General features: G+C 59.6%; 24 protein-coding genes. 15 read left to right on the plus strand and 9 right to left on the minus strand.

Translation table 11 applies throughout. The features are described from left to right. The first annotated feature begins 4 nt into the window (after positions 1 to 4). Together AC1DM5_RS05185 and AC1DM5_RS05190 are read left to right on the plus strand one after the other, a co-directional pair. Entirely contained in the window at positions 5 to 2,023 is a 2,019-nt protein-coding gene (locus tag AC1DM5_RS05185; protein ID WP_477974703.1) for an SUMF1/EgtB/PvdO family nonheme iron enzyme, read from the plus strand. A 22-nt stretch (positions 2,024 to 2,045) separates the two neighbouring features. Continuing rightward, positions 2,046 to 2,459, plus strand: a complete 414-nt coding sequence (locus AC1DM5_RS05190; RefSeq protein ID WP_477819750.1) for a Pepco domain-containing protein — start codon at positions 2,046 to 2,048, stop codon at positions 2,457 to 2,459. Positions 2,460 to 2,483: 24 nt separating this feature from the next. On the opposite strand, the gene AC1DM5_RS05195 is transcribed toward AC1DM5_RS05190, so the two are convergent. Beyond that, positions 2,484 to 3,446: a hypothetical protein gene (locus tag AC1DM5_RS05195; RefSeq protein WP_477819751.1), complete on the minus strand. Its 963-nt coding sequence runs from the start codon at positions 3,444 to 3,446 to the stop codon at positions 2,484 to 2,486. 205 nt (positions 3,447 to 3,651) lie between these two features. Here AC1DM5_RS05195 and AC1DM5_RS05200 point away from each other — a divergent pair, with 205 nt between their 5' ends. The 5 genes from AC1DM5_RS05200 to greA all read left to right on the plus strand — a co-directional run bounded on the left by AC1DM5_RS05200 (position 3,652) and on the right by greA (position 7,831). Beyond that, a complete protein-coding gene (locus tag AC1DM5_RS05200) occupies positions 3,652 to 4,026 on the plus strand; it encodes a YciI family protein (RefSeq protein WP_477819752.1) in 375 nt (124 codons plus the stop codon). After that, the gene (locus AC1DM5_RS05205) at positions 4,023 to 5,282 is read left to right on the plus strand and encodes an RNA polymerase sigma factor (protein WP_477819753.1); all 1,260 of its coding nucleotides are present in this window, start codon (positions 4,023 to 4,025) and stop codon (positions 5,280 to 5,282) included. Before AC1DM5_RS05200 ends, AC1DM5_RS05205 begins: the two co-directional genes overlap by 4 nt. Before the next feature lie 183 nt (positions 5,283 to 5,465). Continuing rightward, positions 5,466 to 6,527, plus strand: coding sequence for an LLM class flavin-dependent oxidoreductase (locus AC1DM5_RS05210; protein WP_477819754.1), 1,062 nt, complete (start codon positions 5,466 to 5,468; stop codon positions 6,525 to 6,527). A gap of 40 nt (positions 6,528 to 6,567) precedes the next feature. Then, positions 6,568 to 7,317, plus strand: coding sequence for a type I methionyl aminopeptidase (gene map, locus AC1DM5_RS05215; protein WP_113185286.1), 750 nt, complete (start codon positions 6,568 to 6,570; stop codon positions 7,315 to 7,317). A gap of 31 nt (positions 7,318 to 7,348) precedes the next feature. Next, positions 7,349 to 7,831, plus strand: a complete 483-nt coding sequence (gene greA / locus AC1DM5_RS05220) for a transcription elongation factor GreA (RefSeq protein ID WP_477819755.1) — start codon at positions 7,349 to 7,351, stop codon at positions 7,829 to 7,831. Between the two features lie 37 nt (positions 7,832 to 7,868). Here the strand turns inward: greA and AC1DM5_RS05225 are convergent, their stop codons facing one another. Continuing rightward, on the minus strand, positions 7,869 to 8,267 hold the full coding sequence (locus tag AC1DM5_RS05225) for a RidA family protein (protein WP_477819756.1): 399 nt from the start codon (positions 8,265 to 8,267) through the stop codon (positions 7,869 to 7,871). A gap of 196 nt (positions 8,268 to 8,463) precedes the next feature. Here AC1DM5_RS05225 and AC1DM5_RS05230 point away from each other — a divergent pair, with 196 nt between their 5' ends. Then, a complete protein-coding gene (locus AC1DM5_RS05230; protein WP_113185283.1) occupies positions 8,464 to 9,060 on the plus strand; it encodes a TetR/AcrR family transcriptional regulator in 597 nt (198 codons plus the stop codon). Positions 9,061 to 9,097: 37 nt separating this feature from the next. On the opposite strand, the gene AC1DM5_RS05235 is transcribed toward AC1DM5_RS05230, so the two are convergent. Beyond that, the gene (locus AC1DM5_RS05235) at positions 9,098 to 9,721 is read right to left on the minus strand and encodes a PadR family transcriptional regulator (RefSeq protein WP_477819757.1); all 624 of its coding nucleotides are present in this window, start codon (positions 9,719 to 9,721) and stop codon (positions 9,098 to 9,100) included. Between the two features lie 161 nt (positions 9,722 to 9,882). Between AC1DM5_RS05235 and AC1DM5_RS05240 the strand changes: the two genes are divergently transcribed. Beyond that, positions 9,883 to 11,064 carry a YbfB/YjiJ family MFS transporter gene (locus tag AC1DM5_RS05240; RefSeq protein ID WP_477974705.1) on the plus strand — a complete coding sequence of 394 codons (1,182 nt, stop codon included), beginning with the start codon at positions 9,883 to 9,885 and terminating at the stop codon, positions 11,062 to 11,064. Between the two features lie 123 nt (positions 11,065 to 11,187). Beyond that, complete coding sequence (gene sbmA / locus AC1DM5_RS05245; RefSeq protein WP_477819759.1) at positions 11,188 to 12,453, plus strand: peptide antibiotic transporter SbmA; 1,266 nt, start codon at positions 11,188 to 11,190, stop codon at positions 12,451 to 12,453. Between the two features lie 61 nt (positions 12,454 to 12,514). Here sbmA and AC1DM5_RS05250 read toward each other — a convergent pair whose 3' ends face one another. After that, a complete protein-coding gene (locus tag AC1DM5_RS05250) occupies positions 12,515 to 13,045 on the minus strand; it encodes a PAS domain-containing protein (protein WP_477974707.1) in 531 nt (176 codons plus the stop codon). Positions 13,046 to 13,165: 120 nt separating this feature from the next. Next, positions 13,166 to 14,155 carry a polysaccharide deacetylase family protein gene (locus AC1DM5_RS05255; protein WP_477819761.1) on the minus strand — a complete coding sequence of 330 codons (990 nt, stop codon included), beginning with the start codon at positions 14,153 to 14,155 and terminating at the stop codon, positions 13,166 to 13,168. Between the two features lie 129 nt (positions 14,156 to 14,284). Here AC1DM5_RS05255 and AC1DM5_RS05260 point away from each other — a divergent pair, with 129 nt between their 5' ends. From AC1DM5_RS05260 to der, 3 genes are all read left to right on the plus strand, one after another. After that, positions 14,285 to 14,881, plus strand: coding sequence for an NnrU family protein (locus tag AC1DM5_RS05260; RefSeq protein WP_037104930.1), 597 nt, complete (start codon positions 14,285 to 14,287; stop codon positions 14,879 to 14,881). Between the two features lie 101 nt (positions 14,882 to 14,982). Continuing rightward, on the plus strand, positions 14,983 to 15,666 hold the full coding sequence (locus AC1DM5_RS05265) for a tetratricopeptide repeat protein (RefSeq protein ID WP_477819762.1): 684 nt from the start codon (positions 14,983 to 14,985) through the stop codon (positions 15,664 to 15,666). A gap of 15 nt (positions 15,667 to 15,681) precedes the next feature. Next, the gene (der, locus tag AC1DM5_RS05270) at positions 15,682 to 17,106 is read left to right on the plus strand and encodes a ribosome biogenesis GTPase Der (RefSeq protein ID WP_113321959.1); all 1,425 of its coding nucleotides are present in this window, start codon (positions 15,682 to 15,684) and stop codon (positions 17,104 to 17,106) included. Positions 17,107 to 17,170: 64 nt separating this feature from the next. Here the strand turns inward: der and AC1DM5_RS05275 are convergent, their stop codons facing one another. Next, entirely contained in the window at positions 17,171 to 17,608 is a 438-nt protein-coding gene (locus AC1DM5_RS05275; RefSeq protein WP_477819763.1) for a MarR family winged helix-turn-helix transcriptional regulator, read from the minus strand. 164 nt (positions 17,609 to 17,772) lie between these two features. On the opposite strand from AC1DM5_RS05275, the gene AC1DM5_RS05280 reads away from it, so the two are divergent. Then, the gene (locus AC1DM5_RS05280; protein WP_477819764.1) at positions 17,773 to 18,786 is read left to right on the plus strand and encodes an alpha/beta hydrolase; all 1,014 of its coding nucleotides are present in this window, start codon (positions 17,773 to 17,775) and stop codon (positions 18,784 to 18,786) included. A gap of 3 nt (positions 18,787 to 18,789) precedes the next feature. On the opposite strand, the gene AC1DM5_RS05285 is transcribed toward AC1DM5_RS05280, so the two are convergent. Both AC1DM5_RS05285 and AC1DM5_RS05290 read right to left on the minus strand, forming a co-directional pair. Further along, a complete protein-coding gene (locus AC1DM5_RS05285) occupies positions 18,790 to 19,971 on the minus strand; it encodes a glycosyltransferase family 4 protein (protein ID WP_477819765.1) in 1,182 nt (393 codons plus the stop codon). Positions 19,972 to 20,216: 245 nt separating this feature from the next. Beyond that, the gene (locus AC1DM5_RS05290; protein ID WP_113322021.1) at positions 20,217 to 21,257 is read right to left on the minus strand and encodes a glutamine synthetase beta-grasp domain-containing protein; all 1,041 of its coding nucleotides are present in this window, start codon (positions 21,255 to 21,257) and stop codon (positions 20,217 to 20,219) included. Between the two features lie 428 nt (positions 21,258 to 21,685). On the opposite strand from AC1DM5_RS05290, the gene AC1DM5_RS05295 reads away from it, so the two are divergent. After that, a complete protein-coding gene (locus AC1DM5_RS05295) occupies positions 21,686 to 21,877 on the plus strand; it encodes a DUF2735 domain-containing protein (RefSeq protein ID WP_477819766.1) in 192 nt (63 codons plus the stop codon). Positions 21,878 to 21,969: 92 nt separating this feature from the next. On the opposite strand, the gene AC1DM5_RS05300 is transcribed toward AC1DM5_RS05295, so the two are convergent. Next, on the minus strand, positions 21,970 to 22,881 hold the full coding sequence (locus AC1DM5_RS05300; protein WP_477819767.1) for a sugar kinase: 912 nt from the start codon (positions 22,879 to 22,881) through the stop codon (positions 21,970 to 21,972). Between the last annotated feature and the right edge of the window lie 76 nt (positions 22,882 to 22,957).

Below are 22,957 nucleotides of genomic sequence, written 5' to 3' on the forward strand. Positions count from 1 at the left end.
CGGAATGAGCGAAAACTGGGCCGTCTGCATCGGCATCAACAGCTATGACAGTCTGAAGCCGCTTGATTGCGCCCGGCGGGATGCCGAGGCCGTGAATGATTTTTTCAAGGACACGCTCCATTTCAAGAATGTCTATTTCCTTGCCGAGGACGCACCGCCGCTAAAGGCGGATTATGGGCAGATGCTGCATTCACGACCGACATTCGGCAATCTTATGCGGTTCCTGCGCGTGCGCTTCGAACAACCGTTTCTGCAGCCGAGCGATAATCTCTGGTTCTTCTTCGCGGGTCATGGCCGGCGCGAGCGCGACCAGGATTATATCCTGCCGCTGGACGCGGATCCGGGCAATGTCGAGGAAACCGGCATACCCGTGAGATATGTCGTCGAAAGACTGCGTAGAAGCGGCGCCGAGAACGTCGTTCTATTGCTCGATGCCTGTCGCAACGAAGGTGCACGCGACGGTCAGGGTGTCGGTCTGGACAACCAGCGCGGCACGGTGACGATCTGCTCCTGCAGTCCCACCGAATTTTCCTACGAGATCGATGACCTAGGGCACGGAGCGTTCACTTACGGGTTGATCGAAGGGCTGCGGCTGCATGGAGAGCAGAATTGCGCAACCGTCGAGCGGCTGGATGCCTATCTTCAGACGCGCGTGCCGGAAATATGCCGGCTGCACGGCAAGCCGCGTCAGACGCCGTGCACTTTTGCCGAACCCCTGTCCAAACGGCATTTCATTCTGTTGCCGGATATTGCCCTGCCGGAAGACCTGGAGCCGCTCAAACTGGAGGCGCTGGAGGCGGAGGCCAACGACGATCTGGCGCTTGCCGAGCAGCTCTGGTGGCGGATCAACGCGGTCGAGCCTACGGACGCGCAATCGAGAGCTGCCATCAGGCGTATCGCGCTGAAATTCGAACGTCTGGCGGCACAGCCAAAGAAGCCCGAACTGCCGGCGCCAGATCCTCCTACACCTCCGCTGCCGCCGGACGATCAGACTGTGAAGACCTCACGGCGCAGGCTGGTGATTGGTGCGGCCGCCGGGGCTGCCGCGCTTGCTGCTGGTGGGGGCTTTTTGGTTCTGCCTCGACTGATGAAGCCGCGATTTCCCGAGCTTCGGCAAGAGATGCTGCAGATTGAAACGGTGGATAGCGAGGGCAGGCCGCAGCCGACGGCCTGGCAGCAGGCAAATTGTTTCGACCAGCCGCTTGGTGGCGATAACKCCATCGAATTCAGCATGATACCGGCCGGCGAGTTCACCATGGGATCGCCCGACGGAGAATTGTTGCGCAGCGACGATGAGGGACCGATGTTCGTCAAGGTCGGACATTTCGCGATCAGCCGAACGACGATTACGCAGGCACAGTGGCGCAGCGTCGTGCTGGCGCGACCCAGCACGATCCGCTGGGCGATGCCGGTCGATCCATCCTCCTTCAAGGGGGACGACCTGCCGGTAGAGACGATCACCTGGCAGCATGCGTGGGAATTCTGCGCACGGCTTTCGGCATGGACCGGCCACACCTACCGTCTGCCAAGCCAGGCCGAATGGGAATATGCGTGCCGGGCGCGCACGACGACACCCTTTCACTTTGGACAGACGCTAACGCCGAAGCTCGCCAATTATTGCGGCACGGGCGGCGCGGTCTGCGGGGTGAGCGACGGAAGAGACATCTCCGACCTCGCCTATGATGGAAATGTTTATCCTGACGGCGCCTATGGCAGCGGCCCTGCCGGCATCTTCATCGGCCAGACAAAACCGGTCCGGTCCTACCCGACGAACCGCTTTGGTCTCTTCGAGATGCATGGCAACGTCTGGGAATATTGCAGCGACAACTGGAGCGACCGGCTTGAGGACATCCCGGATAATGGCAGTCCCTATGTGGGCGGCCGGATGGACCTTCATGTGCTTCGCGGCGGTTCATGGTCGCACAATCCGGCCATTTGCCGGTCGGCTTACAGGGATCGCGTGAATGAAACCTCCCGAGGCTGGTCCGGACGGATCGGTTTCAGGATCGTTTGTGAAGTCTGAGTGCAAAGGGAGCTGAATTGCGATGGACAGGCAGATCCAGGTTATTACCGACGCCGAACCCCTTGTTACGAGCGGCGCAAGGGGCAGCGAAGACGTGGGTGGCGGTTTCGGCGCTCGCTCTGATGGCGGGCTCTTCCGGTCGATCACGCTCAGTGCCGATGGGTTGCGCGATCAGGTTTCCAATCTCGTCGAGGTCGTCCAGTATGTCTTCAGCCATACGCTGGAGAAGCCCGATCTTTCGCTCGATCAGATCGAGCTTTCTGTGGAGATCAGTTCGGAAGGGCAGATCAGTATTCTCGGCACTGGAGGCAAGGCCGGCGGCCGAGGCGCGATCAAGCTTGTCTTTAAGCGTCCTCCCCAGCCGGTCGCCAAAATTGCGGTTGCGGCAGGAGAGGGGCATGCAGGAGCCGAAGCCGTGGTTAGCAAACCGCAATAGCTGCCGACGAGGGTCGGGTTCCGATCATTTCTTCAGCCAGGGTGTCGCGGTGCTCCAGAAGATCACGTTGGCGCCGAGATAGTCCTGCGCGAAGGCGGTGAACTCTTCCTTGGTGAAGGGCTTCCTGGTCGCCGGGTTCTTGTAGGTCAGCGTCGGCTCCTGCACGGCGAGGCCGACATAGGAAATCTTGCCCTTGTACTTGTTGAAGAAGGGGTAGGAATTCTTCATCTGCGCCTTGCGGTTCGGTACGATATCGGGACCGCCGAGGCCGACATTGTTCTTGGCGGCATAGTCGAAGAGCCGACCCATATAGTTGTGGTCGTTCTCCCATTCGCAGGGCCAGAAGTTCACATATTGCACGACCAGCGATTTTTCGAAGGCCTTGCGGGCGAAGGCGAGGTTTTCCATCTCGGCGGAGAAATAGGCATCGCACGAGAAACCTTTCGGATCGTGCTTGGGATCGAGATCGATAGAGGTTTCCGGCAGGTTGATGCCGTAGACCTGGCCGTCGAACCTTTCGGCGAGCGCCTTCAGCAGCGCCTGGTAACGTTCGCGAACGGCCGGGTTCCACTGCTGGGCGACCCAGCCGGAACCGACCGGCTTGTTCTCGCCGGGATTGTCGAATTGCGGGGTCAGGCCGCCGTCATATTCCGGTTCGGTCAGCATGTAGTCTGGAATGTTGCGCGCCTTCGGATTGAAGAAGCGGTCCTGCACCTGGATGAACATCTTCTTGTTCAGGCTTTTGGCAATGGCCAGGTCCTGCTCGATTGCCGAAAAATCATACTGGCCCTTCGCCGTTTCCAGGCTCTTCCAATTATAGACGACTTGCACGCCACCGATATTGGGCCGAGCGAGCTTCGCCTTTGCGGCCGCGAGGTCGCCGGAGCCCATATAGAGGAAGTTTTCCGGGGCGGAGGCGGCATGGGCAGCCGGCGTCGACAACACGAGGGCGGCAAGCGCAACGAGAAGTCTCTGAGATTTGTTCATGGGGTTCTCGAATGGAAAGGTGATGGAAAGCGCGCAAAGCTCTCCCGGCCAAATCGGGCAACTCAATGGCGGCGATTGCCGAGCCCTTGTGGATAGTTAACCGCGCTACATTCATCGGATTTACTAATTTTTCCATCCGTAATTTTTTGATGCGGCCTGTCGGCCAAACGGTTACTCCTTCGTCATTCGGAAAGAGGAGCTACCGATGCTTTACGCAATCCTTTGTTACGCCAATGAGGAAACCGTCTTCGCCTGGACCGAGGAGGAAGAGGCCGCCGTCATGGGAAATCTCCATGCCGTGATCGAGCCGTTCGCCGCTGCCGGCAAGCTCGGCCCGACCGGCCGGCTGATGCCGACGACGACGGCAACGACCGTGCGCAAGGGCAGGGACGAGGCCTTTGTGGTCGACGGTCCGTTTGCGGAAACGAAGGAGGCGCTTCTCGGCTTCTATACAGTTGATTTCGAAACGCTGGATGAGGCGATCGGCTTCACGAAACAGCTTTCGGCGGTCAATCCGGGTTCCACCTCTTACGAAATTCGGCCGTTCTACACATTCCGGCCGGGAGAAGTTGCATCATGACAGACATTGCCTGGATCGACCTCGCGCTTGCCTCGGCCCGGCCGAAGGCGCTCGGCGCGCTGCTGCGCTACTTCCGCAATCTCGATACGGCGGAAGAGGCGTTTCAGGAGGCGTGCCTGAGGGCGATCCGGACATGGCCGGAAAAGGGACCGCCGCGCGATCCGACGGCCTGGCTGATCTTCGTCGGCCGTAACAGCGGTATCGATGCGGTGCGCAAGCGGGCGAAGATCCAGGCCCTGCCGGACGAGGACCAGATTTCTGACACTGAGGACGCTGAAAGCGATATTGCCGACCGGCTGGACGATTCCCATTATCGGGACGATATCCTGCGGCTGCTGTTCATCTGCTGCCATCCGGACCTGCCGGCCACCCAGCAGATCGCGCTGGCGCTGCGCATCGTTTCCGGCCTGTCGGTGACGCAGATCGCCCGTGCCTTCCTCGTCTCCGAAAGCGCCATGGAGCAGCGCATCACTCGGGCCAAGGCGCGGGTGGCAAAGGCTGGCGTGCCGTTCGAGACGCCGAGCCCGCAGGAGAGGGCCGAGCGGCTGATAATCGTCAGCACGATGATCTATCTGATCTTCAATGAGGGCTATAGCCAGGCTGATCCGGAGCAGGAGGCGGCAGCCTTCAGCGACGAGGCGATCCGGCTGGCGCGGCTGATACTGCACATCTTCCCCGCTGAGCCGGAACTGATGGGGCTGCTTTCCCTGATGCTGCTGCAGATTTCCCGCCGGCAGGCACGCTTCAGTGCCGAAGACGAGATCGTGCTGCTCGAGGATCAGGACCGCTCGCTCTGGAACCAGCCCTTCATCAACGAGGCGCTGGCACTGCTCGACAAGGCGCTGCGTCACCGCAAGCCCGGTCCCTATCAGTTGCAGGCGGCAATCGCCGCCGTTCATTCCCGTGCCAAACGCGCCGAGGATACAGACTGGGTGGAAATCGATCTGCTTTATCGTGCGCTCGAACGTGTCCAGCCTTCACCTGTCGTGACGCTGAACCGCGCTGTCGTCATTTCCAAACTTCATGGCCCGCAGGCGGCGCTCGACCTCATGGAGCCGCTCGGCGAAAAGCTCGACGGTTACTTCTATTATCACGGCCTGCACGGCAATCTCTTGAAGCAGCTTGGCCGTGTCGCCCAGGCACGGATCGCCTTCGACCGTGCGATTGCGCTTGCCCATTCGGCTGCGGAAGCGGCCCATATCCGCCGGCAGATCGACAAGATGCAGGAAGAGGCGGGGCAGTCGGTGGTAAAGTAAGCTGTGTGTCCATGGGATACCGCGTCTTGCGATCTCAGTGAATGGGCATCGAAATCATCGATACCCGGGAGTCGTCCGCCTGACGCGGCTATCAACTTTATCGAACGATCCGTTCCAGAATTTCCGTTTGCTCCAAGCCCTGCCGGACCTTATCTCAGGGGCAAGTCAAACAGGATGCCGACCATGGAACTGGGCCTTTATACATTCGCAGACGTCAATCCCAACCCGTCCCGCAGCAAGGGGGTGGAGGGGGCCGAGCGGATCAAGCATCTGATCGAGGAGATCGAGCTTGCCGATCAGGTCGGGCTCGATGTCTTCGGGCTCGGCGAACATCATCGGCCAGATTATGTGGCCTCGGCACCGGTGGTTGCGCTGGCTGCTGCTGCGGCGAAGACGAAGAATATTCGGCTCAGCAGCGCCGTCACGGTTCTCTCCTCCGACGATCCGGTGCGGGTGTTCCAGCAGTTTGCGACGCTCGATCTGATCTCCAACGGTCGTGCCGAAATCATGGCGGGGCGCGGCTCCTTCATCGAATCCTTCCCGCTCTTCGGCTATAACCTAGAAGACTACGACCAGCTCTTCGAGGAGAAGCTCGATCTTCTTCTGGCCTTGCGCGATAACGAGGTCGTCAACTGGAAAGGCGAGCTTCGCGCGCCGATCCAGGGACGCGGCGTCTATCCGCGGCCGCTGCAGGATCCGCTGCCGCTGTGGATCGCGGTGGGTGGTACGCCGCAGTCCGTCGCTCGCGCCGGTGCGCTCGGCCTGCCGGTGGCGCTTGCCATCATCGGCGGCGAATATCCGCGATTTGCGCCACTGTTGGATCTCTATCGGGAGGCTGCCCGCCGGGCAGGGCAGGATGCGGCGAAGCTGAAGACCAGCATCAACGTCCATGGTTTCATTGCCGATACGACGGAGGCCGCGGCCGACCAGTTCTACGGCCCGCAATCCGAGGTGATGAACCGCATCGGCCGCGAGCGCGGCTGGGGTCCGACGAGCCGGGCGCATTTCGACATGTCGCGCGGCCCGAGCGGCAATCTCTTCCTCGGCGATCCGGAAGTGGTGGCCGAGAAGATCATTGCCGCCCACAAGGTTTTCCGCAACGACCGCTTCCTGCTGCAGATGGCGATCGGGCTGATGCCGCATGACCAGATCATGCGCGGCATCGAGCTCTACGGTACAAAAGTGGCGCCGATCGTCAGAAAGGCATTGACTGAGGCTGCCGAAGGCGCGAAAGCCACCGCTTGACGCAGAGCCTGTCGCTCTCGGGTAAAATCCGGAACGGTCTATGGTTATCGAGAACGACGAAGAACTTACCAAGCTCAAGGATATCGGCCGCATCTGTGCCAATGCCATACAGGTGATGGCAGCGGCCATGGAGCCGGGGATGACGACGCTGGAACTCGACCAGATCGGCCGCAAGGTGCTGGAAGATGCCGGCGCGCGTTCCGCTCCGGAATTCTGCTACCAGTTTCCGGGCGCGACCTGTATCAGCGTCAACGAGGAAATTGCCCACGGCATTCCCGGGCCGCGGGTCATCCGACCGGGCGATCTCGTCAATATCGATGTTTCGGCGGAAAAGGACGGCTTCTTTGCCGATACCGGCGCTTCCTTCGCCATGCCGCCGGTCAAATCAAGGATCGAGAGGCTCTGCCGGGACGGCAAGCGGGCGCTTTGGGTCGGTCTCAACCAGATCAAGGCTGGCGAGCCGCTGGCGAAGATCGGCAACGCCGTCGGTGCCTTCGCACAGAAGAACCGCTATACGCTCGTCGCCAATCTCGCCAGCCACGGCGTCGGCCGTTCGCTGCATGAGGAGCCGGCCGAGCTTTCCACCTGGCCCGATCCGTCCGAACGGCGCATGATGACGGAAGGCCTCGTCTTTACCGTCGAACCTTTCCTGTCGCTCGGCGCAACATGGGCAGAAGGTGGAGATGACGCCTGGACGCTTTATGCCGATCCCAAGGCCCCGACGGTGCAGTATGAACATACCGTGGTTGCAACCCGCAACGGGCCGATTATTCTGACATTGGCGGCTTGAGGGGCAACGCCCTTCACTGTTGGAGGTCGAGATGGCTGTTGCCTTCACCAAGGAAGAAAGTGCCGAAACCGCAGCGGAAACGCTGCTGCCAGATCGCACGATTTCGCCTCATCCAAATCTCGTGACTGATGCAGGGCTAAAGGCGCTGGAACTGCAAGTGCAGGAAGCGCGGCAAGCCTATGAGGCTGCGAGCACGATCGAAGATGTGAATGAGCGGCGGCGGCAGGCAGCAAATCCCCTGCGTGATCTGCGTTATTTTGTCGAGCGCGTCCGCACAGCCCAGCTCGTTCCTGCTCCGGCTTCGACTGAAATTGTTGCCTTCGGAAGCACTGTAACCTTCAGCCGCGATGATGGGCGGGTCCAGACATATCGCATCGTCGGAGAGGATGAAGCCGATCCGAAAGCTGGGTCGATTTCCTATGTCTCGCCGGTCGCCCGGATTCTCATGGGCAAGGCCGTCGGCGACGTCGTTGCGGTCGGCGATCAGGAACTTGAGGTCATGAAGATTTCGTAGAGCGCCGCGCGCTTCATGCGCGACGCTCATGTCTGCGTCAGGCGGCCTGCGGCAGGCGAGCGATGACCTTGATCTCAAAATCGAAGCCGGCCAGCCAGTTCACGCCGACGGCCGTCCAGTTCGGGTAGGGCGCCTCGCCGATTTCCTTCATTCTGATGCCCGAAATTACCGGCCACTGTGCCTCGGGATCGGTGTGGAAGGTCGTGACGTCGACGACGTCGTCGAACGTAGCGCCGGCAGCTTTCAGCACGGCTTTCAGATTATCGAAGGCAAGCTGTACCTGCTTTGCGAAATCGGGCTCGGGCAAACCGTCTTCGCGGCTGCCGACCTGGCCGGAGACGAAGAGAAGGTCACCGGAGCGGATTGCCGCCGAATAGCGGTTGATCTCATAGAGCGCCTGCCGGCCGGCGGGGAAAATCGCATTGCGCTTGGTCATTGTTTTACTCCTGTTCAGACAAAAGGATACCGATCGCCGAACTTGCGTTCGTCGAGAGAGGTGAGGCCTTTATGGGTGCGGGGTTGGCCCGTTACGCGGAGCCGCAATTGATATACGCTCCGTATGTGGATATATCATGAGATACGCCGCGTATGTCAATACACATACGGGGCGTATGTGAGTTTTGGAGATAGTAATGGCCGCAAAAACCCGGGCACAGATGATGGAGGAGACGAGGGCGAAGCTTATCCATGCGGCCCGGAAGGCTTTCGCAGTCAAAGGCTATGCGGCAGCCTCCATGGACGACTTGACCGCCGATGTCGGTCTGACGCGCGGCGCGCTCTATCATAATTTCGGAGACAAAAAGGGCCTGCTGCAGGCCGTCATCGACCAGATCGATGGCGAGATGGTGGAACGGTTGCGCATCGAGCGCGATCGGGCGGAGACGAGCTGGCTCGGGCTATTGGCGGAATATACCGCCTATATCGAGATGTCGCTGGAGCCGGAAATTCAGCGCATCATGCTGCTCGACGGGCCGGCGGTGCTGGGAGATCCCTCGCAATGGCCGAGCCAGAATGCCTGCCTTCGCACGACAACGCAGACCATCCAGGCGCTGATCGATGAAGGCACGGTCAAGTCAGTCGATGCAGAGGCCGCCGCCCGCCTGCTCAATGGGGCGGCGCTCAATGCGGCACTCTGGATCGCCGCAGAGAATGATCCTCATCCTTATCTGGCAAAGGTCATCGAAGCGTTCCGATGCCTTGCGGGCGGTCTATTGAAAACCGAAAGCTGACGAGGGCGGCGATTTAGGCCGTCCTCGTCGGGTGAGATTAGTCCTGCTGCGGGTCGGTCTTGCCGCCCTGCAGGATCTCCATGGCAGCGCGCTCCAATATGCCTGATATCCTGACGGCTTCGCTTGCCGACCAAGGATGGCGCATGCGTAGCGCTGAGCGCAGCAACTGGCGTGCGGCATGTACGTTGCTGTGGTCGCGGCCGAACTCATCGTCCTCATGATCGCGGCGGTGCTGGCTGCGGCCACCGCCACCTCTGCCATGGCCACCCTGCGGCTGGTCTGGGTCGAACATGCGGTTGACGAAGGCCATGCCCTCGGCAATGCGCTCCAGCTTGGCAAGCGTCTCGTCGATCGCCGCGCGGTTATCTTCCACCTTCTGGCGGCCGGCCTCGGTGATCTTGTAGAGCTTCTTTGCGCCGTCGTTTTCGACTTCGGCCAGTCCGGTTTCTTCCAGATAGATCAGTGCCGGATAGATGACGCCTGGGCTCGGCACGTAAAAGCCGCCGGAGCGCTCTTCCAGCGTCTTGATCAGCTCATAGCCGTGGCTGGGACGCTCTTCCAGAAGCGCCAGCAGGATCGTCTGCAGTTCGCCTGCGGAAAACCTACGGCCCATTCCCATGCGCATCGCCTCACCGACGAAACCACCTCGAAAACCTCTCATGACATGCTCCTTTATATCTGATGTATCGCTCACTATGTCGTAAAACATATATCGTAAGATATGTCGTTCAAGAGGTGAGCGCGAAAAATCTGTTGCGAAATTGAAGCACCCATCAGAATTACTCACTTGTGGCACCCATGTTGCAGCGCGATAAACGGGCAATGTTGGCTCCGAATAACGACCGCCCGGTCAATCTCCTCACCGCAGCGCTTGCAGGCGCCGTCGCCATGGCGGCGGCCATGGGCTTCGGGCGCTTTTCCTTCACGCCGATCTTGCCTGGCATGATGGTCGGCGTGCCGCTTTCGGCCGCCGATGCGGGCTTCATCGCTTCCGCCAATTTCGTCGGTTATCTGGTTGGCGCCGTTCTTGCCGCCTATGGCTGGGCGGCGGGGCGCGAGCGGCTGGTGGCGCTTCTTTCCTTGCTTGCGACTGCAATCCTGCTGGCCGCCATGGCAGCGACGGATTCAGTCTTGCTCTTTGCCGTCATCCGCTTCCTGGCGGGCGTGGCGAGCGCCTTCACGCTGGTCTTCAGTTCGGCAATCGTGCTAAGCCACGGTGCTGCTGCAGGCAATGATCACGTTCAGGCGACGCATTTTGGCGGGCCGGGGGCGGGGATTGCGATTTCCTCCGTCATGGTGCTTGCGCTCGGCTATGTCTTTGACGATGCGGCCGGCGGCTGGCGCGCGGACTGGATCGGTGGAGCGCTCTTCTGCCTGGTCAGCCTCGTTATCGTCTGGTCATTGCTGCCGAAGGCTCCTGTGCACACGGGGCAGGTGAAGGAGCCTGCGCTGATCTGGAGCCGGCCGATGGTGCTGCTGACACTGTCCTATGGCTTGTTTGGCTTCGGCTATGTCATTACCGCCACGTTCCTCGTCGCCATCGCCCGCGCGAGCGCGTCCGGGCCGATCGTCGAGTTCCTCTGTTGGTTCATAGCGGGGCTGATGGCGACGGTCGCGTTGTTCATCTGGAAGCCTTTCGTGCGCTCGCTCGGCCTTGGCGGCGTCTATGTCGCGGCGCTCATCATCGAGGCGATCGGCGTGCTCGCAACGGTCGAACTGCCGCATTCGGTGGCACCATTGATCGGCGGCGCGCTTTTCGGCGCGACGTTCCTTGCCATCACCGCCTATGGATTGCAGATCGGTCGCCGGCTCTCACCCGAAAGCCCGCGCCGCATCCTGGCGCTGATGACCGCCGCCTTCGGTGTCGGCCAGATTATCGGCCCAGTCGTTGCTGGATGGATCGCCGAGGCAACCGGAAATTTCGTGCTGCCGACCATTATTGCTGCCATCGTGCTGGTTTTCTGCGCACTACTCGTCATGCCTGTGATGAAGAAAATCCCTTAAGTGGTTACAAGTGCGTAACAATGGGCTGAACCCATTGCCGCTTTCTTCGAACTGCCTTAATTTCCGGGCAATCAGTGGTTCGCCACTCTTCCGTGACTCCAGTTCAGGAAAGCAAATCCTCCCGTGTTCCATTCCTTCTTTCCCCAGCCAAAGGCGTTCTTTACTTCGCTCGTAGTCTGGACGCTGGCCGCAATTTTCGGCTGGTATTTCTTCGCCGCCGGTCTTGGTGCTTCCCTCGGTTTTGCACCGGTTCCTGAAGAGCAGCAGCCGATCGATCTCTCTTTCTTCCTGCTGCCGGAAAACCTCTGGTTTTATGGGTATTTCTTCCTGGCTGCGCTGATCTTCTGTGGTGCGTGGCATCTGAAGGCGCTCAGGCATCCGTGGAAGATTTGGTCCATCTGGGGCTCGGCGCTTATCATCTTCGTGACCTATTTCAGCGTGCAGATTTCGGTTGTTATCAACAACTGGCGCCGGCCGTTCGGTGATCTGCTGCAAAATGCGCTGGCGAAGAAGCCGGGTATAACTGTCGATAACTTCTATGATCTGTTTCTAATCTTTGCACAGATCGCCTTCCTCGCCATGTTCGTATCGATCATGACCGACTTTTTCACCAGCCACTACATCTTCCGCTGGCGAACCGCGATGAACAATTTCTACATGGCGAATTGGGAAAAGCTTCGTCATATCGAAGGCGCATCGCAGCGTGTGCAGGAAGACACGATGCGTTTTTCCACCACGCTGGAAGGTCTCGGCATCAACCTGATCAATTCAGTGATGACGCTGGTCGTCTTCCTGCCGATCATGCTGGCGCTATCACATTACGTAACGACCCTGCCGTTTCTGGGGGAAGTGCCAAACTCTCTCTTCTGGCTGGCTATCTTCTGGTCGGCCTTCGGTACCGTTCTGCTTGCTGCCGCGGGTATCAAGCTGCCTGGTCTGAACTTCAAGAACCAGCGCGTTGAGGCCGCCTACCGCAAGGAACTGGTCTATGGCGAAGATCATGCGGACCGGGCGCAGCCGCCGACGGTTCAGGAACTGTTCTCAAGGGTGCGGAAAAACTATTTCACGCTCTACTTTCACTACATGTATTTTAACGTCGCCCGCTCGTTTTATCTGCAGGCGGACAATCTTTTCGTCTATTTCTTTATGGCGCCCACCCTCGTCGCCGGCGCCATCACGTACGGTATCTTCCAACAGATCGCGACCGCTTTCGGCCAGGTCAGCAATTCTTTCCAATACCTGGTAAACTCCTGGTCTACGATCATCGAGCTGCTCTCCATCCACAAGCGTCTCAAGGCCTTCGAGGCGGCAATCGACAACGAGCCGCTGCCTGATATCGACCAGCGCTACCTGGAGCGCGAGGCCGGTGTTGTCCACGTCGACGGCTGATCACAGGAATAAGGGCCACCGCTTCGGTGGCCCTTTTCTTTTGGGGATCCGACGAGGATCGTCAGTTCGGGCGCGTACAGCCCGTATTTTTCCGGTCCATATCCATCAATGCCTCCAGAATATGGTCGGCGACGGCCCTGTTGCCTTCCCTGATGGCAATATCGTAGGCCGCCAGGCAATGGTCGAGCAGCGGTGTAGCCACTGGCGCTTCCTCGGGAAGAGGAAAGACAATGCCGCCGTAAAGAGACGGAATGCCGTTCTTGTTGCGGAAGCACCGCCCAAATGCCATGACCTGATGGAAGGTGCCGTTGGCGCGACGTACGCGGTAGCTCTGTTGCTCCGGCTCCTGCGTCAGGATTGTATCATGGATGATCTTGGCTGCGGCCGGCTGATCCTCCGGATGGATACGGGCGACATAGGCTTCGAGTGGAAGGCCACTTGCCGTTTCCGCGGAATCAAGTCCGAACATTTCAGCGACCGCTCCGTCGCCATAGAGGAGGTTCGCAACGATATCCCAAGTGAAAAAGCCAGTTTCACAAGCGGGAAATTCGTCCTTGTCAGCCAGGCACTCCGGGTTCTCAATAAATGTCATGACGTTACCTCCCATGCTTGCCGCGCATTTGTGAGGTAATGCTTATCGAAGTGCAGGCTCGATGCAATCAATAGGTGCAGGTGGTTTTTGATATCCAACAGTTTGAGCGGTAAGTGCGCCTTACAACCCGGAGTTCTCCTGCAGCTTGCCACGGGCCTCGATCATGGGGATCGCTTCGGAATAGCTGACGCAGGCAACATCTGATCTGTGGCAAACGTCGCTGACCAGCCTGTCGAGCGCGCGCCAATAAGCGCCGCCGTTCATTTCCACGAAGTGGAAGCCGAGCTGCAGGGGAATGCGGCTGCCGGTATATTGCTTGTCGAAGGCTTCCTTAAAGGCGGCGTAGGCACGCTCTTCGAAAGCGGCGGTGTCTGCTGCATCCTCCTCGCCCTTGGAGTGGCGGACGAAGAGATTGTAATCCATTCCGATGATGGGCTTTTCGCCCGGACCTTCAGGGATGAGCGGCAGGCCGAAGCGTATGACGCCGTCTTCCTCGACCGGCATGGCCGGCCCCCTGGTAACGAGGCTCGCATCATAGGTAAAACCGGCCCTCTTCTCGGCTGCGATCATGTCCGCGCCGCCGCCGGTCGAAAGGTACGGGGCGCGAAACCCCCTGATGCCGTGGTCGACGAGATCCTGCCAGCCGGCTGGCTCTTCCAGGCCGACGCTTTTCCAGGCGTTTTTCAGCGTCTGTTTGAAGGTCGCATATTCGGCTGACCAGTCCGCCTCGCTCCATTGCCGGCCGTCGAAATGGCCGCAAGCATGGCTGGAAATATCATGGCCCTCGAGGTGAGCGTGCCAGATATTGCCGAGGCGTTCACGGATTTCGTCGTCGCTCTGTGCGAAGCCGACATTGGATTTTCCGCGTTTCTGATGAGGGGCCTGGTAAGCCTGCTTCGCGTCCTGATTCATCAGAAAGGTGCAGGATAGGAAATAGGTGAAATGTGCGCCGTTCTTCGCCGCCATTTCACGGCTCTTCTGCCAGAGCGCATTGTCGTGCGCGCCGTCAAAGGAAATGATGACGAGCTGTTTCGGCTTGTCGGCGGCGCCAGCAACAGCCGGAAAAATCAAGGAGAGGGCGAGGGAGGCAGAAAAAATAGAACGAAACATGGGCACCGCGACAATTTGCATTGCGGTTTTCCTGTTACAGAAATGCGGCGAAGCTACGGTCTTGCTGGCATTTTTCGCCGTCTGCCGGTAATTCATTGCTGACCGTCAAAATAGGAAAACCAGATCATCATGGCTCTGCTCGTCCTCAGCCTCATTCTCTTCCTCGGCCTGCATCTGATCCGCGTCGTCGTTCCGGGCTTCCGGCAGGCGATGATTGACAGGGTGGGCAAGCCCGCCTGGATCGCCTTCCACTCGATTGCCAGCATTCTGACGCTGATCTTCGTGATCTATGCCTTTGGCGTTGCTCGCAGCGAACCGATCGGCATGCTTTACAATCCACCCATGGGTATGGCGCATCTCACCGTCACCCTGATGTTGATTGCAGTGATCTGTCTCGTTGCCGGTTTCCTGCCTGCCGGTTATATCAAGACGAAGACGAAACATCCGATCGTTCTGTCGGTGAAGATCTGGGCGCTTGCCCATCTTCTGTCGAACGGCGAGGCCTATTCGGTGCTGCTCTTTGCTGCATTCCTTGCCTGGGGCGTGGTGGTGCGCATTTCGCTGAAGCGGCGCCAGCGCCGCGGCGAGATCACGCTGCCGGTTTTCGTTTCGGCCAAATATGACATCTATGCCGTCATCATCGGCGTGGTCGTCTGGGCGCTGATGATCTGGCGTGTTCACGAATGGCTGATCGGTGTCGCGCCGCTACCGATGCTTGCTTCGTGACGATTCTGCGATATCCCCCTTACAACTGCTGCAAAATGGAGTAGAAGGCCCGACAATGTGCGTTTTGCATTGTATATGGGTATCCGCGGCCGGAGACGAGAATGGCATTCAACGACGATAGCTTCATTCGTGAAGTCAATGAGGAACTGCGTTCCGACCAGATGAAGGGCGCGGTGCGCCGGTTTGGCCGCTATATCATTGCCATTGCCGTTCTTATCGTTCTCGGAACCATCGGCAAGGTCGCCTATGAATATTGGGACAGCAACGCGTCCTCCGGCGCTGGCGACCAGTTCCTGGCGGCGATGAAGCTTGCCGACGAGAACAAGACTGACGAGGCGCTGGCCGCTCTCGACAAGCTGGAGAAGGAAGGCCACGGCGCTTACCCGGTCCTGGCGCGCATGCGCGCCGCGACTGTCCAGTCGCAGAAGGGCGACAATGCCGGTGCGATTGCATCCTTCCAGTCCATTGCCAAGGACACGTCCGTTCCGGCTGCCGTGCAGGATGCCGCCAAGATGCGCGCCGGCTGGCTGCTGATCGAAAACGGCACCTACGAACAGGTTTCTGCCGCCGTCGAGGAAATGGCCGTACCGGGCAATGCCTTCCGCCATTCGGCGCGTGAGGCGCTCGGTCTTGCCGCCTACAAGGCCGGCAACATGGCGCAGGCACGTCAGTGGTTCCAGTCGATCGTCGACGATGTGGACAGCCCGCGCGGTGTTGCCAATCGTGCCCATATGATGCTTGATCTCATCACCGCATCCGGCAAGGCGCCCGCCGCGCAGGGCTGAGCTTAAGGGAAAATAATGAGTTTTACGGTCGCCATCGTCGGACGCCCGAATGTCGGCAAGTCGACGCTTTTCAACCGACTGGTCGGGAAGAAGCTTGCGCTTGTCGATGACACGCCCGGCGTGACCCGCGACCGCCGTCCGGGTGAAGCGCGGCTTATCGACCTGCGTTTTACAATTGTCGATACGGCAGGCCTCGAAGAGATGACGGATGAGAGCCTGCAGGGCCGCATGCGCCAGCAGACGGAAACGGCAATCGACGAGGCTGATCTATCGCTCTTCGTCGTCGATGCTAAAACCGGTCTGACGCCAGTCGATACGGCGCTCGGCGAGATGCTGCGCCGTCGCGGCAAGCCGGTCGTGCTGGTTGCCAACAAGTCTGAGGCGCGCGGTTCCGACAGCGGTTTCTACGATGCCTATTCGCTGGGGCTTGGCGAACCCGTGCCGATTTCGGCCGAACATGGGCAGGGCATGCTCGATCTGCGCGACGCCATCGTTGCCGCTCTCGGCGAGGATGTCGCTTATCCGTCGAAAGACGATGTTGCCGTCACCGACGTCGATCTGCCGCAGCCGACCGGTGAAGAGGGCGAAGAAGACGAAGAGCCTGCCTATGACGACACCAAGCCGCTGCGCGTGGCAATTGTCGGTCGTCCGAATGCCGGCAAGTCGACGCTGATCAATCGCTTCCTCGGCGAAGACCGGCTGCTGACAGGCCCGGAAGCCGGCATCACCCGCGATTCCATCTCCGTGGAATGGGATTGGCGCGGACGTACTATCAAGATGTTCGATACGGCCGGCATGCGCCGCAAGGCCAAGGTGATCGAGAAGCTGGAAAAGCTTTCCGTTGCCGATGGGTTGCGCGCCATCCGCTTTGCCGAGACCGTCGTCATCGTCTTCGACGCGACGATCCCGTTCGAAAAGCAGGATCTGCATATCGTCGACCTCGTGCTGCGCGAAGGCCGTGCGGCTGTGCTCGCTTTCAACAAGTGGGATATGATCGAGGATCGTCAGGCTGTGCTGGCGGACCTGCGCGAAAAGACTGACCGACTGCTGCCGCAGGCGCGCGGCATCCGCGCGGTGCCGATCTCCGGCCAGACAGGCTGGGGGCTCGACAAGCTTATGCAGGCGATCATCGACACTGACCGTGTCTGGAACAAACGCATCTCCACTGCCAAGCTCAACCGCTGGCTGGAGCAGCAGCAGGTCCAGCATCCGCCACCGGCCGTTTCCGGTCGCCGCATCAAGCTCAAATATATGACGCAGGTAAAGGCGCGCCCGCCGGCCTTCATGGTGTCCTGTACCCGGTCGGATGCCCTGCCGGAATCCTATACGCGCTATCTGATCAACGGGTTGCGGGCGGATTTCGACATGCCGAGCGTACCGATCCGGATCCATTACCGGTCGCCGGACAATCCGTTTGAGGGCAAGAAGAGGCGGACCTAGCCCGCTTCTTGTTGTCGCCTTACCGCTTGGGCCAGAGTGGGTTTGCCGGACGCGCCGGTAGCCCTCAAGCCGCGCTCTTATTCAGTGCTTCCCGCAGCGCGACGATCTCTGCCTGTAGCCGGACAAGCTGATCCGCGTCGTGGCCGCTTGCGTCGATGATGCAGCCCGGTACGGTCTCGGCTTTTTCCTTCAGCCGCTTGCCTTCTTCCGTCAGGTGCAGCACGACGACACGCTCGTCCTCTCTGCTGCGTTCGCGGCGGATGTAGCCTGCTGTTTCCAGGCGCTTGAGGAGAGGGGTCAGCGTGCTCGATTCCAGGAAGAGCTTTTCACCGAGGCCGCCGACGGTCTGGCCGTCTTCCTCCCAGAGGCAGACCATCGCCAGATATTGGGGGTAGGTGAGGCCGAGCTTGTCGAGCAGAGGCTTATAGACGCGGTTGAAAGCGTGGCTTGTCGTATAGACGGCAAAGCAGATGAAGGTGTCGAGTTTCAGCTGGTCCGACATGATGCGTTCTCCAAAATCGTCAAATTTTATATCGCGCGATAAATAATCGTAGCCGCTTTTAGCGCATGGCAGCTATGCAAGAATTATAGTCGCACGATAATAAGTCGTGTGCGATATAAAAACTGTGTTCAGGACGAACGCGACGAACCCAAGAGGACACGACAATGTCGACGATCAAGACCGCAGTTTCCGCAGCAGCAATCCTGGCAGCTTCCGCCATTGGAGCGTTTGCCGATCCGGTACTGGAACCGACAACGCAGAAATTCATCGATAGCCTGGCCGGCTCCAAGCCGATCTACACGTTCTCGCCCGCCGATGCCCGCAACATTCTCGCCGGCGCCCAGAAGGGCGACGTCAAGAAGTTGGCGGCCCAGGAAGAGGATAAGGTGATCAAGGTCGGCCCGACGGGCAGTGTCAAGCTGCGCATCGTACGCCCTGAGGGCGCCAAGGGCACACTGCCTGTAATCATGTATTTCCATGGCGGCGGCTGGGTATTGGGCGATGCCGATACACATGACAGGCTGGTGCGCGAAATTGCCAACGGCGCCAAGGCTGCCGTCGTCTTTGTCGACTACGATCGTTCGCCGGAAGCCCGTTACCCGATCGCCATTGAACAGGCTTATGCCGCGACGAAGTACGTCGCCGATCATGCCAAGGAATTCCATGTCGATGCCAGCCGCCTTGCCGTTGCTGGCGATAGCGTCGGCGGCAACATGGCAGCCGTCGTGACGCTGCTTGCCAAGGAGCGTGGCGGTCCTGCTATCGACCAGCAGGTTCTGTTCTACCCCGTCACCGACGCTAATTTCGACACTGGCTCCTACAACCAGTTCGCCAATGGCCCGTGGCTGACCAGGGAGGCCATGAAGTGGTTCTGGAATGCCTATCTGCCGGACGAGGCCAAGCGCAAGGATCCGACCGCTTCGCCGCTGCAGGCGTCACTCGAGCAGCTGAACGGCCTGCCGCCGGCGCTCATCATCACCGACGAAAACGACGTGCTGCGCGATGAAGGCGAGGCCTATGGCCGCAAGCTCACTCAGGCCGGCGTGAAGGTCACGTCGATCCGCTACAACGGCACGATCCACGACTTCGTGCTCTTGAATGCGATTGCCGAAACGCCGGCCGTCCGTGGCGCCATCTCCGTCGCCAACGATACGCTTCGGGCTGCTCTTCACAAGTAAGGGTCAATCAGCGGATGGAAGAGGCCCGGCAGGTTCGCCGGGCTTTCTTCTTGGAAGGGATTTGGTGGCATACTGCCAAGCCTTCTTCCATTTCGGCGTGATAACGCCGTTGGCGGCGCGGATATTATTGATGAATTGCAGCGTCGCCGCTTCCCAGGAATATTGCATGGCAAGCTCGCGTGCCTTCTCTCGCGAGCTGGAGAGGGCAGCAATGCAGGCAGTCTGCAGGTTCTCGTCCAGCGCGCCGACAAGGCTTTCTTCGCCGATGATATCCAGCGGGCCGGTAACGGGATAGGCCGCGACCGGGACGCCTGATGCAAGCGCTTCCAGAATGGTATTGCCGAACGTATCCGTCAGCGACGGGAAGACGAAGACATCGGCCTGCGCATAGGCCTTTGCCAGTTCTTCGCCGAATTTCACGCCGGTGAAATGCGCATCCGGATAGCGTTCTTCGAGTTCGGCGCGTGCGGGGCCGTCGCCTACCACCACTTTCGAACCGGGCAGATTGAGATCCAGGAAGGCCGGCAGGTTCTTTTCCAGTGCCACGCGGCCGACCGTCATGAAAATCGGCCGGGGAAGGCCGAAGGGCTTTTCCTCCTGCGGCATCGGATGAAATTGCGCGGCATCGATGCCGCGGCTCCAGGGCATCAGGTTCTTGAGCCCCTTGGCAGACAGTTCGCGGGCAAGGCTGGGCGTCGCCACCATGCAGCCGGCGCCACCATTATGGAACCAGCGTACGAAGGCGTAGAGCCAGCTTTCGGGGATCGGCAGGCGAGCCGACACATATTCGGGAAAGCGGGTGTGGTAGCTGGTGGAAAAGGGCATGCGCTTGCGGATGCACCAGCGCCGCGCCGACAGGCCGAGCGGGCCTTCAGTCGCGATGTGGACGTAGGAAGGATTGTGCTTTTCGATCTCGCGGGCGACGCGGCGGTACCAGGCGATCGACAGGCGGATCTCGGGGTAGGTGGGGCAGGGGATGCTGGCGAAACGCTCGGGCGTCACCATCGAGACTTCGACGCCCATCCTGGCCAGTTCGCGATTGGTGTTCTCGATCGAACGGACGACGCCATTGACCTGGGGATGCCAGGCATCGGTGACGATCACAAGCCGCTCCGGCACGGCCCCAGCGGCTGCGGCACTAGCCCAGCTTTCGCCGCTATATGAATTTGACGGACGTTGCAGCATGTTTCCATTTCCATCAGCGTCGCTTAGTTCTGGCAACGCACAACCCCTGGCGGGGTTTCCGGAATGGCGATTCCCGCTTTCTTATTTTGGCGGAAGTGCGTGATGGAAATATTACAGCCCTGTACGAGTATTTACAGGAACTTGCGGCGGCAGGGGCCAGCAATTATGTCGGCGATGAATGGCCGGAAGGCGTTTGCGCCTTAAAAGGAACGGCGCCGACGGGGAAGTCGGCGCCGCAGTAAAGCTTAGGCTGCAGCCGAAGCGAAGCCGGAAGTCGGGACTTCCGAGATCGTCTTCAGAACCTGCGAAGCGATCTGGTAGGGGTCGCCCTGGGAGTTCGGGCGGCGATCTTCGAGGTAGCCCTTGTAGTCGTTCTTCACGAAAGAGTGCGGAACGCGGATCGAAGCGCCACGGTCAGCAACGCCGTAGGAGAACTTGTTCCACGGAGCGGTCTCGTGCTTGCCGGTCAGGCGCTTGTCGTTATCCGGGCCGTAAACGTTGATGTGGTCCATCAGGTTCTTGTCGAACTGCGCCATCAGCGCTTCGAAATAGGCCTTGCCGCCGACTTCGCGCATGAACTTGGTCGAGAAGTTGCAATGCATGCCCGAACCGTTCCAGTCGGTGTCGCCGAGCGGCTTGCAGTGATACTCGATGTCGATGCCGTACTTTTCGGTCAGGCGCTGCAGGAGGTAGCGCGCCATCCAGATCTGGTCGGCGGCCTTCTTGGAGCCCTTGCCGAAAATCTGGAATTCCCACTGGCCCTTGGCCACTTCGGCGTTGATGCCTTCGTGGTTGATGCCGGCAGCGAGGCAGAGGTCAAGGTGCTCTTCAACGATTTCGCGGGCAACCGAGCCGACATTCGAATAACCGACGCCGGTATAGTACGGACCCTGCGGAGCCGGGTAGCCGCTCTCCGGGAAGCCGAGCGGACGGCCGTTTTCGTAGAAGAAATATTCCTGCTCGAAGCCGAACCAGGCATCCTCGTCGTCGAGGATGGTCGCACGGGCGTTGCTTGCATGCGGTGTCACGCCATCCGGCATCATGACTTCGCACATGACGAGCACGCCGTTGGTGCGGGCCGGATCGGGATAGATGGCAACGGGCTTCAGCACGCAGTCAGAGCTGCGGCCTTCAGCCTGCATCGTCGACGAACCATCGAAGCCCCAGAGCGGGAGCTGTTCGAGCGTCGGGAAACTATCGAATTCCTTGATCTGCGTCTTGCCACGCAGGTTCGGTACCGGGGTGTACCCATCGAGCCAAATATACTCGAGCTTATACTTTGTCATCGCGACTCTCTCTGCTGCGAACTTGAGCAAATCCTGAGGCAGTAGACGCAAGGGTGCGCTCTCCCGCCGGGGGATGTCTCATGTAAAGCACGTAGCGTGCCAGATCGGGCGATCGACATAAAAAATTTACGAATCATCCCGCCATCGCAATTTCGGAGTAGGCACGGCAGGAGGCCGAATGAAGCCGGTATATGGCTATCCCGCTTTGAGATGAGCATCTTCCGCGTTGGAACCAGATGAAAATTCTGGCGTTGAGGCTGACGGATGAAGTTTTAAACAAATCAGCGCACGCTTAATCAGGAAATGCTGCATCGATCGTTCATAATTGCAACATTGCTGCTATTTTGTGCAATTTGCATAAACTATGTGCATTGTGCTATTATACAGACCGTGAATGTTGATAGGCCGAGCTGAAGAAAGGCTATCTCATGGCAATCGGTTTCCACCGTGAATCCGCGACAATATACCAGTTTCCCATCAAGGCCGTTCAGGCCCAGAACCGCTTCGAGCGCTTTCGCATGATGGAGCGGGAGGCCGCTGATGTGTGTGACGCTGCGCTCGACAGCTGCTGGTATCACGACGAAGCCGTTCGCACCGACGATAAGAAACCCAATTCCTGATCTGGCGATCGACGATGAATGACCGCTTAGGCGGGGGCGAGCCTGCGCGTGGCCAGCGATAAGCGACATGCGCAGGCTTTAATAAAACGGTATCAGAGGCCGAGCTTTTCCTTCGGCACGAGTGCGCCATGCTCGCTGACGACGCGGGCGGCAATTTTTGCCCCGAAGCGAGCAGCTGCCGGGGCGTCCCGGTTCTCCAGATAATGAGCAAGGAATGCGCCGTTGAAACTGTCGCCGGCGCTCGTCGTGTCGACGACCTTTTTGACCTTTTCCGCCGGCACGTAAGCTTTCTCGTTGGCGAAGCTCAGCGTTGCACCTTCGGCGCCGTTCTTGACGACGACATGCGAGGCGCCAAGAGCAAGATAGCGCTCAATGGTGGCGTCGATGGAGGCGTCTCCGAAATGGGCTGCCTCGTCATCGAAGCTCGGCATGACCAGCGAGGAGGCACGGCCGCCTTCGCTAATCGTCGTGTGCATCACATCGTAGCTCGACCAGAGGCGGGGACGGATGTTCGGATCGAAGACGACGAACTTGCCGATTGCCTTGGCGCGGCGGATTTCCGCCAGCAACGTCTCGGCGTCGTCATGGGAGAGGATGGCAAGCGTGATGCCGGAGAAATAGACGACGTCAGCACTTTCCACCGCCTCACGCAGGCGGTCAGGATCGGCGGCAAGGCTGCGGGCGGCGGAGCTGTCGCGCCAGTAGCTGAAGGAGCGTTCGCCGTTCCTGAGATTGATCATGTAGAGGCCGGGCGTCTTGCCCTTGATGCGATGGATGAGGTCCGTGCCGATACCGGCCTTGCCCATGAAGGCGACCATTTCGTCGGACATAGGATCATCGCCGAGCGCGGTGAAATAATCGACCGACCAAGCGGAAGGCAGGCAGGCGCGAGCATACCATGCGGTGTTGAAAGTATCGCCGGCAAAGCCTTTCCGCAGCAGGCCTTCACCCGCCTGCGAGAGCTCCACCATGCATTCGCCGATCGACAGAAACCGTCCGCTCAAGCCGTCCTCCCGGATTTTTTCTGTTCTTGCGGATACGCGAAGTGCTGAGATGAGACAAGCCGCACGGAGCGGAAAG

It is taken from the genome of Rhizobium sp. 01T437, assembly GCF_056398505.1.

Bases quoted from the DNA above. Each gene is read 5' to 3' on its own strand.
- AC1DM5_RS05230 (WP_113185283.1), top strand. From the start codon at position 8,464: ATGGCCGCAAAAACCCGGGCACAGATGATGGAGGAGACGAGGGCGAAG.
- AC1DM5_RS05235 (WP_477819757.1), bottom strand. From the start codon at position 9,721: ATGAGAGGTTTTCGAGGTGGTTTCGTCGGTGAGGCGATGCGCATGGGA.
- AC1DM5_RS05265 (WP_477819762.1), top strand. From the start codon at position 14,983: ATGGCATTCAACGACGATAGCTTCATTCGTGAAGTCAATGAGGAACTG.
- der (WP_113321959.1), top strand. From the start codon at position 15,682: ATGAGTTTTACGGTCGCCATCGTCGGACGCCCGAATGTCGGCAAGTCG.
- AC1DM5_RS05285 (WP_477819765.1), bottom strand. From the start codon at position 19,971: ATGCTGCAACGTCCGTCAAATTCATATAGCGGCGAAAGCTGGGCTAGT.
- AC1DM5_RS05205 (WP_477819753.1), top strand. From the start codon at position 4,023: ATGACAGACATTGCCTGGATCGACCTCGCGCTTGCCTCGGCCCGGCCG.
- AC1DM5_RS05200 (WP_477819752.1), top strand. From the start codon at position 3,652: ATGCTTTACGCAATCCTTTGTTACGCCAATGAGGAAACCGTCTTCGCC.
- map (WP_113185286.1), top strand. From the start codon at position 6,568: ATGGTTATCGAGAACGACGAAGAACTTACCAAGCTCAAGGATATCGGC.
- AC1DM5_RS05210 (WP_477819754.1), top strand. From the start codon at position 5,466: ATGGAACTGGGCCTTTATACATTCGCAGACGTCAATCCCAACCCGTCC.
- AC1DM5_RS05225 (WP_477819756.1), bottom strand. From the start codon at position 8,267: ATGACCAAGCGCAATGCGATTTTCCCCGCCGGCCGGCAGGCGCTCTAT.
- AC1DM5_RS05240 (WP_477974705.1), top strand. From the start codon at position 9,883: ATGTTGGCTCCGAATAACGACCGCCCGGTCAATCTCCTCACCGCAGCG.
- greA (WP_477819755.1), top strand. From the start codon at position 7,349: ATGGCTGTTGCCTTCACCAAGGAAGAAAGTGCCGAAACCGCAGCGGAA.
- AC1DM5_RS05195 (WP_477819751.1), bottom strand. From the start codon at position 3,446: ATGAACAAATCTCAGAGACTTCTCGTTGCGCTTGCCGCCCTCGTGTTG.
- AC1DM5_RS05260 (WP_037104930.1), top strand. From the start codon at position 14,285: ATGGCTCTGCTCGTCCTCAGCCTCATTCTCTTCCTCGGCCTGCATCTG.
- AC1DM5_RS05275 (WP_477819763.1), bottom strand. From the start codon at position 17,608: ATGTCGGACCAGCTGAAACTCGACACCTTCATCTGCTTTGCCGTCTAT.
- AC1DM5_RS05255 (WP_477819761.1), bottom strand. From the start codon at position 14,155: ATGTTTCGTTCTATTTTTTCTGCCTCCCTCGCCCTCTCCTTGATTTTT.
- AC1DM5_RS05295 (WP_477819766.1), top strand. From the start codon at position 21,686: ATGGCAATCGGTTTCCACCGTGAATCCGCGACAATATACCAGTTTCCC.
- AC1DM5_RS05280 (WP_477819764.1), top strand. From the start codon at position 17,773: ATGTCGACGATCAAGACCGCAGTTTCCGCAGCAGCAATCCTGGCAGCT.
- AC1DM5_RS05250 (WP_477974707.1), bottom strand. From the start codon at position 13,045: ATGACATTTATTGAGAACCCGGAGTGCCTGGCTGACAAGGACGAATTT.
- AC1DM5_RS05290 (WP_113322021.1), bottom strand. From the start codon at position 21,257: ATGACAAAGTATAAGCTCGAGTATATTTGGCTCGATGGGTACACCCCG.
- AC1DM5_RS05190 (WP_477819750.1), top strand. From the start codon at position 2,046: ATGGACAGGCAGATCCAGGTTATTACCGACGCCGAACCCCTTGTTACG.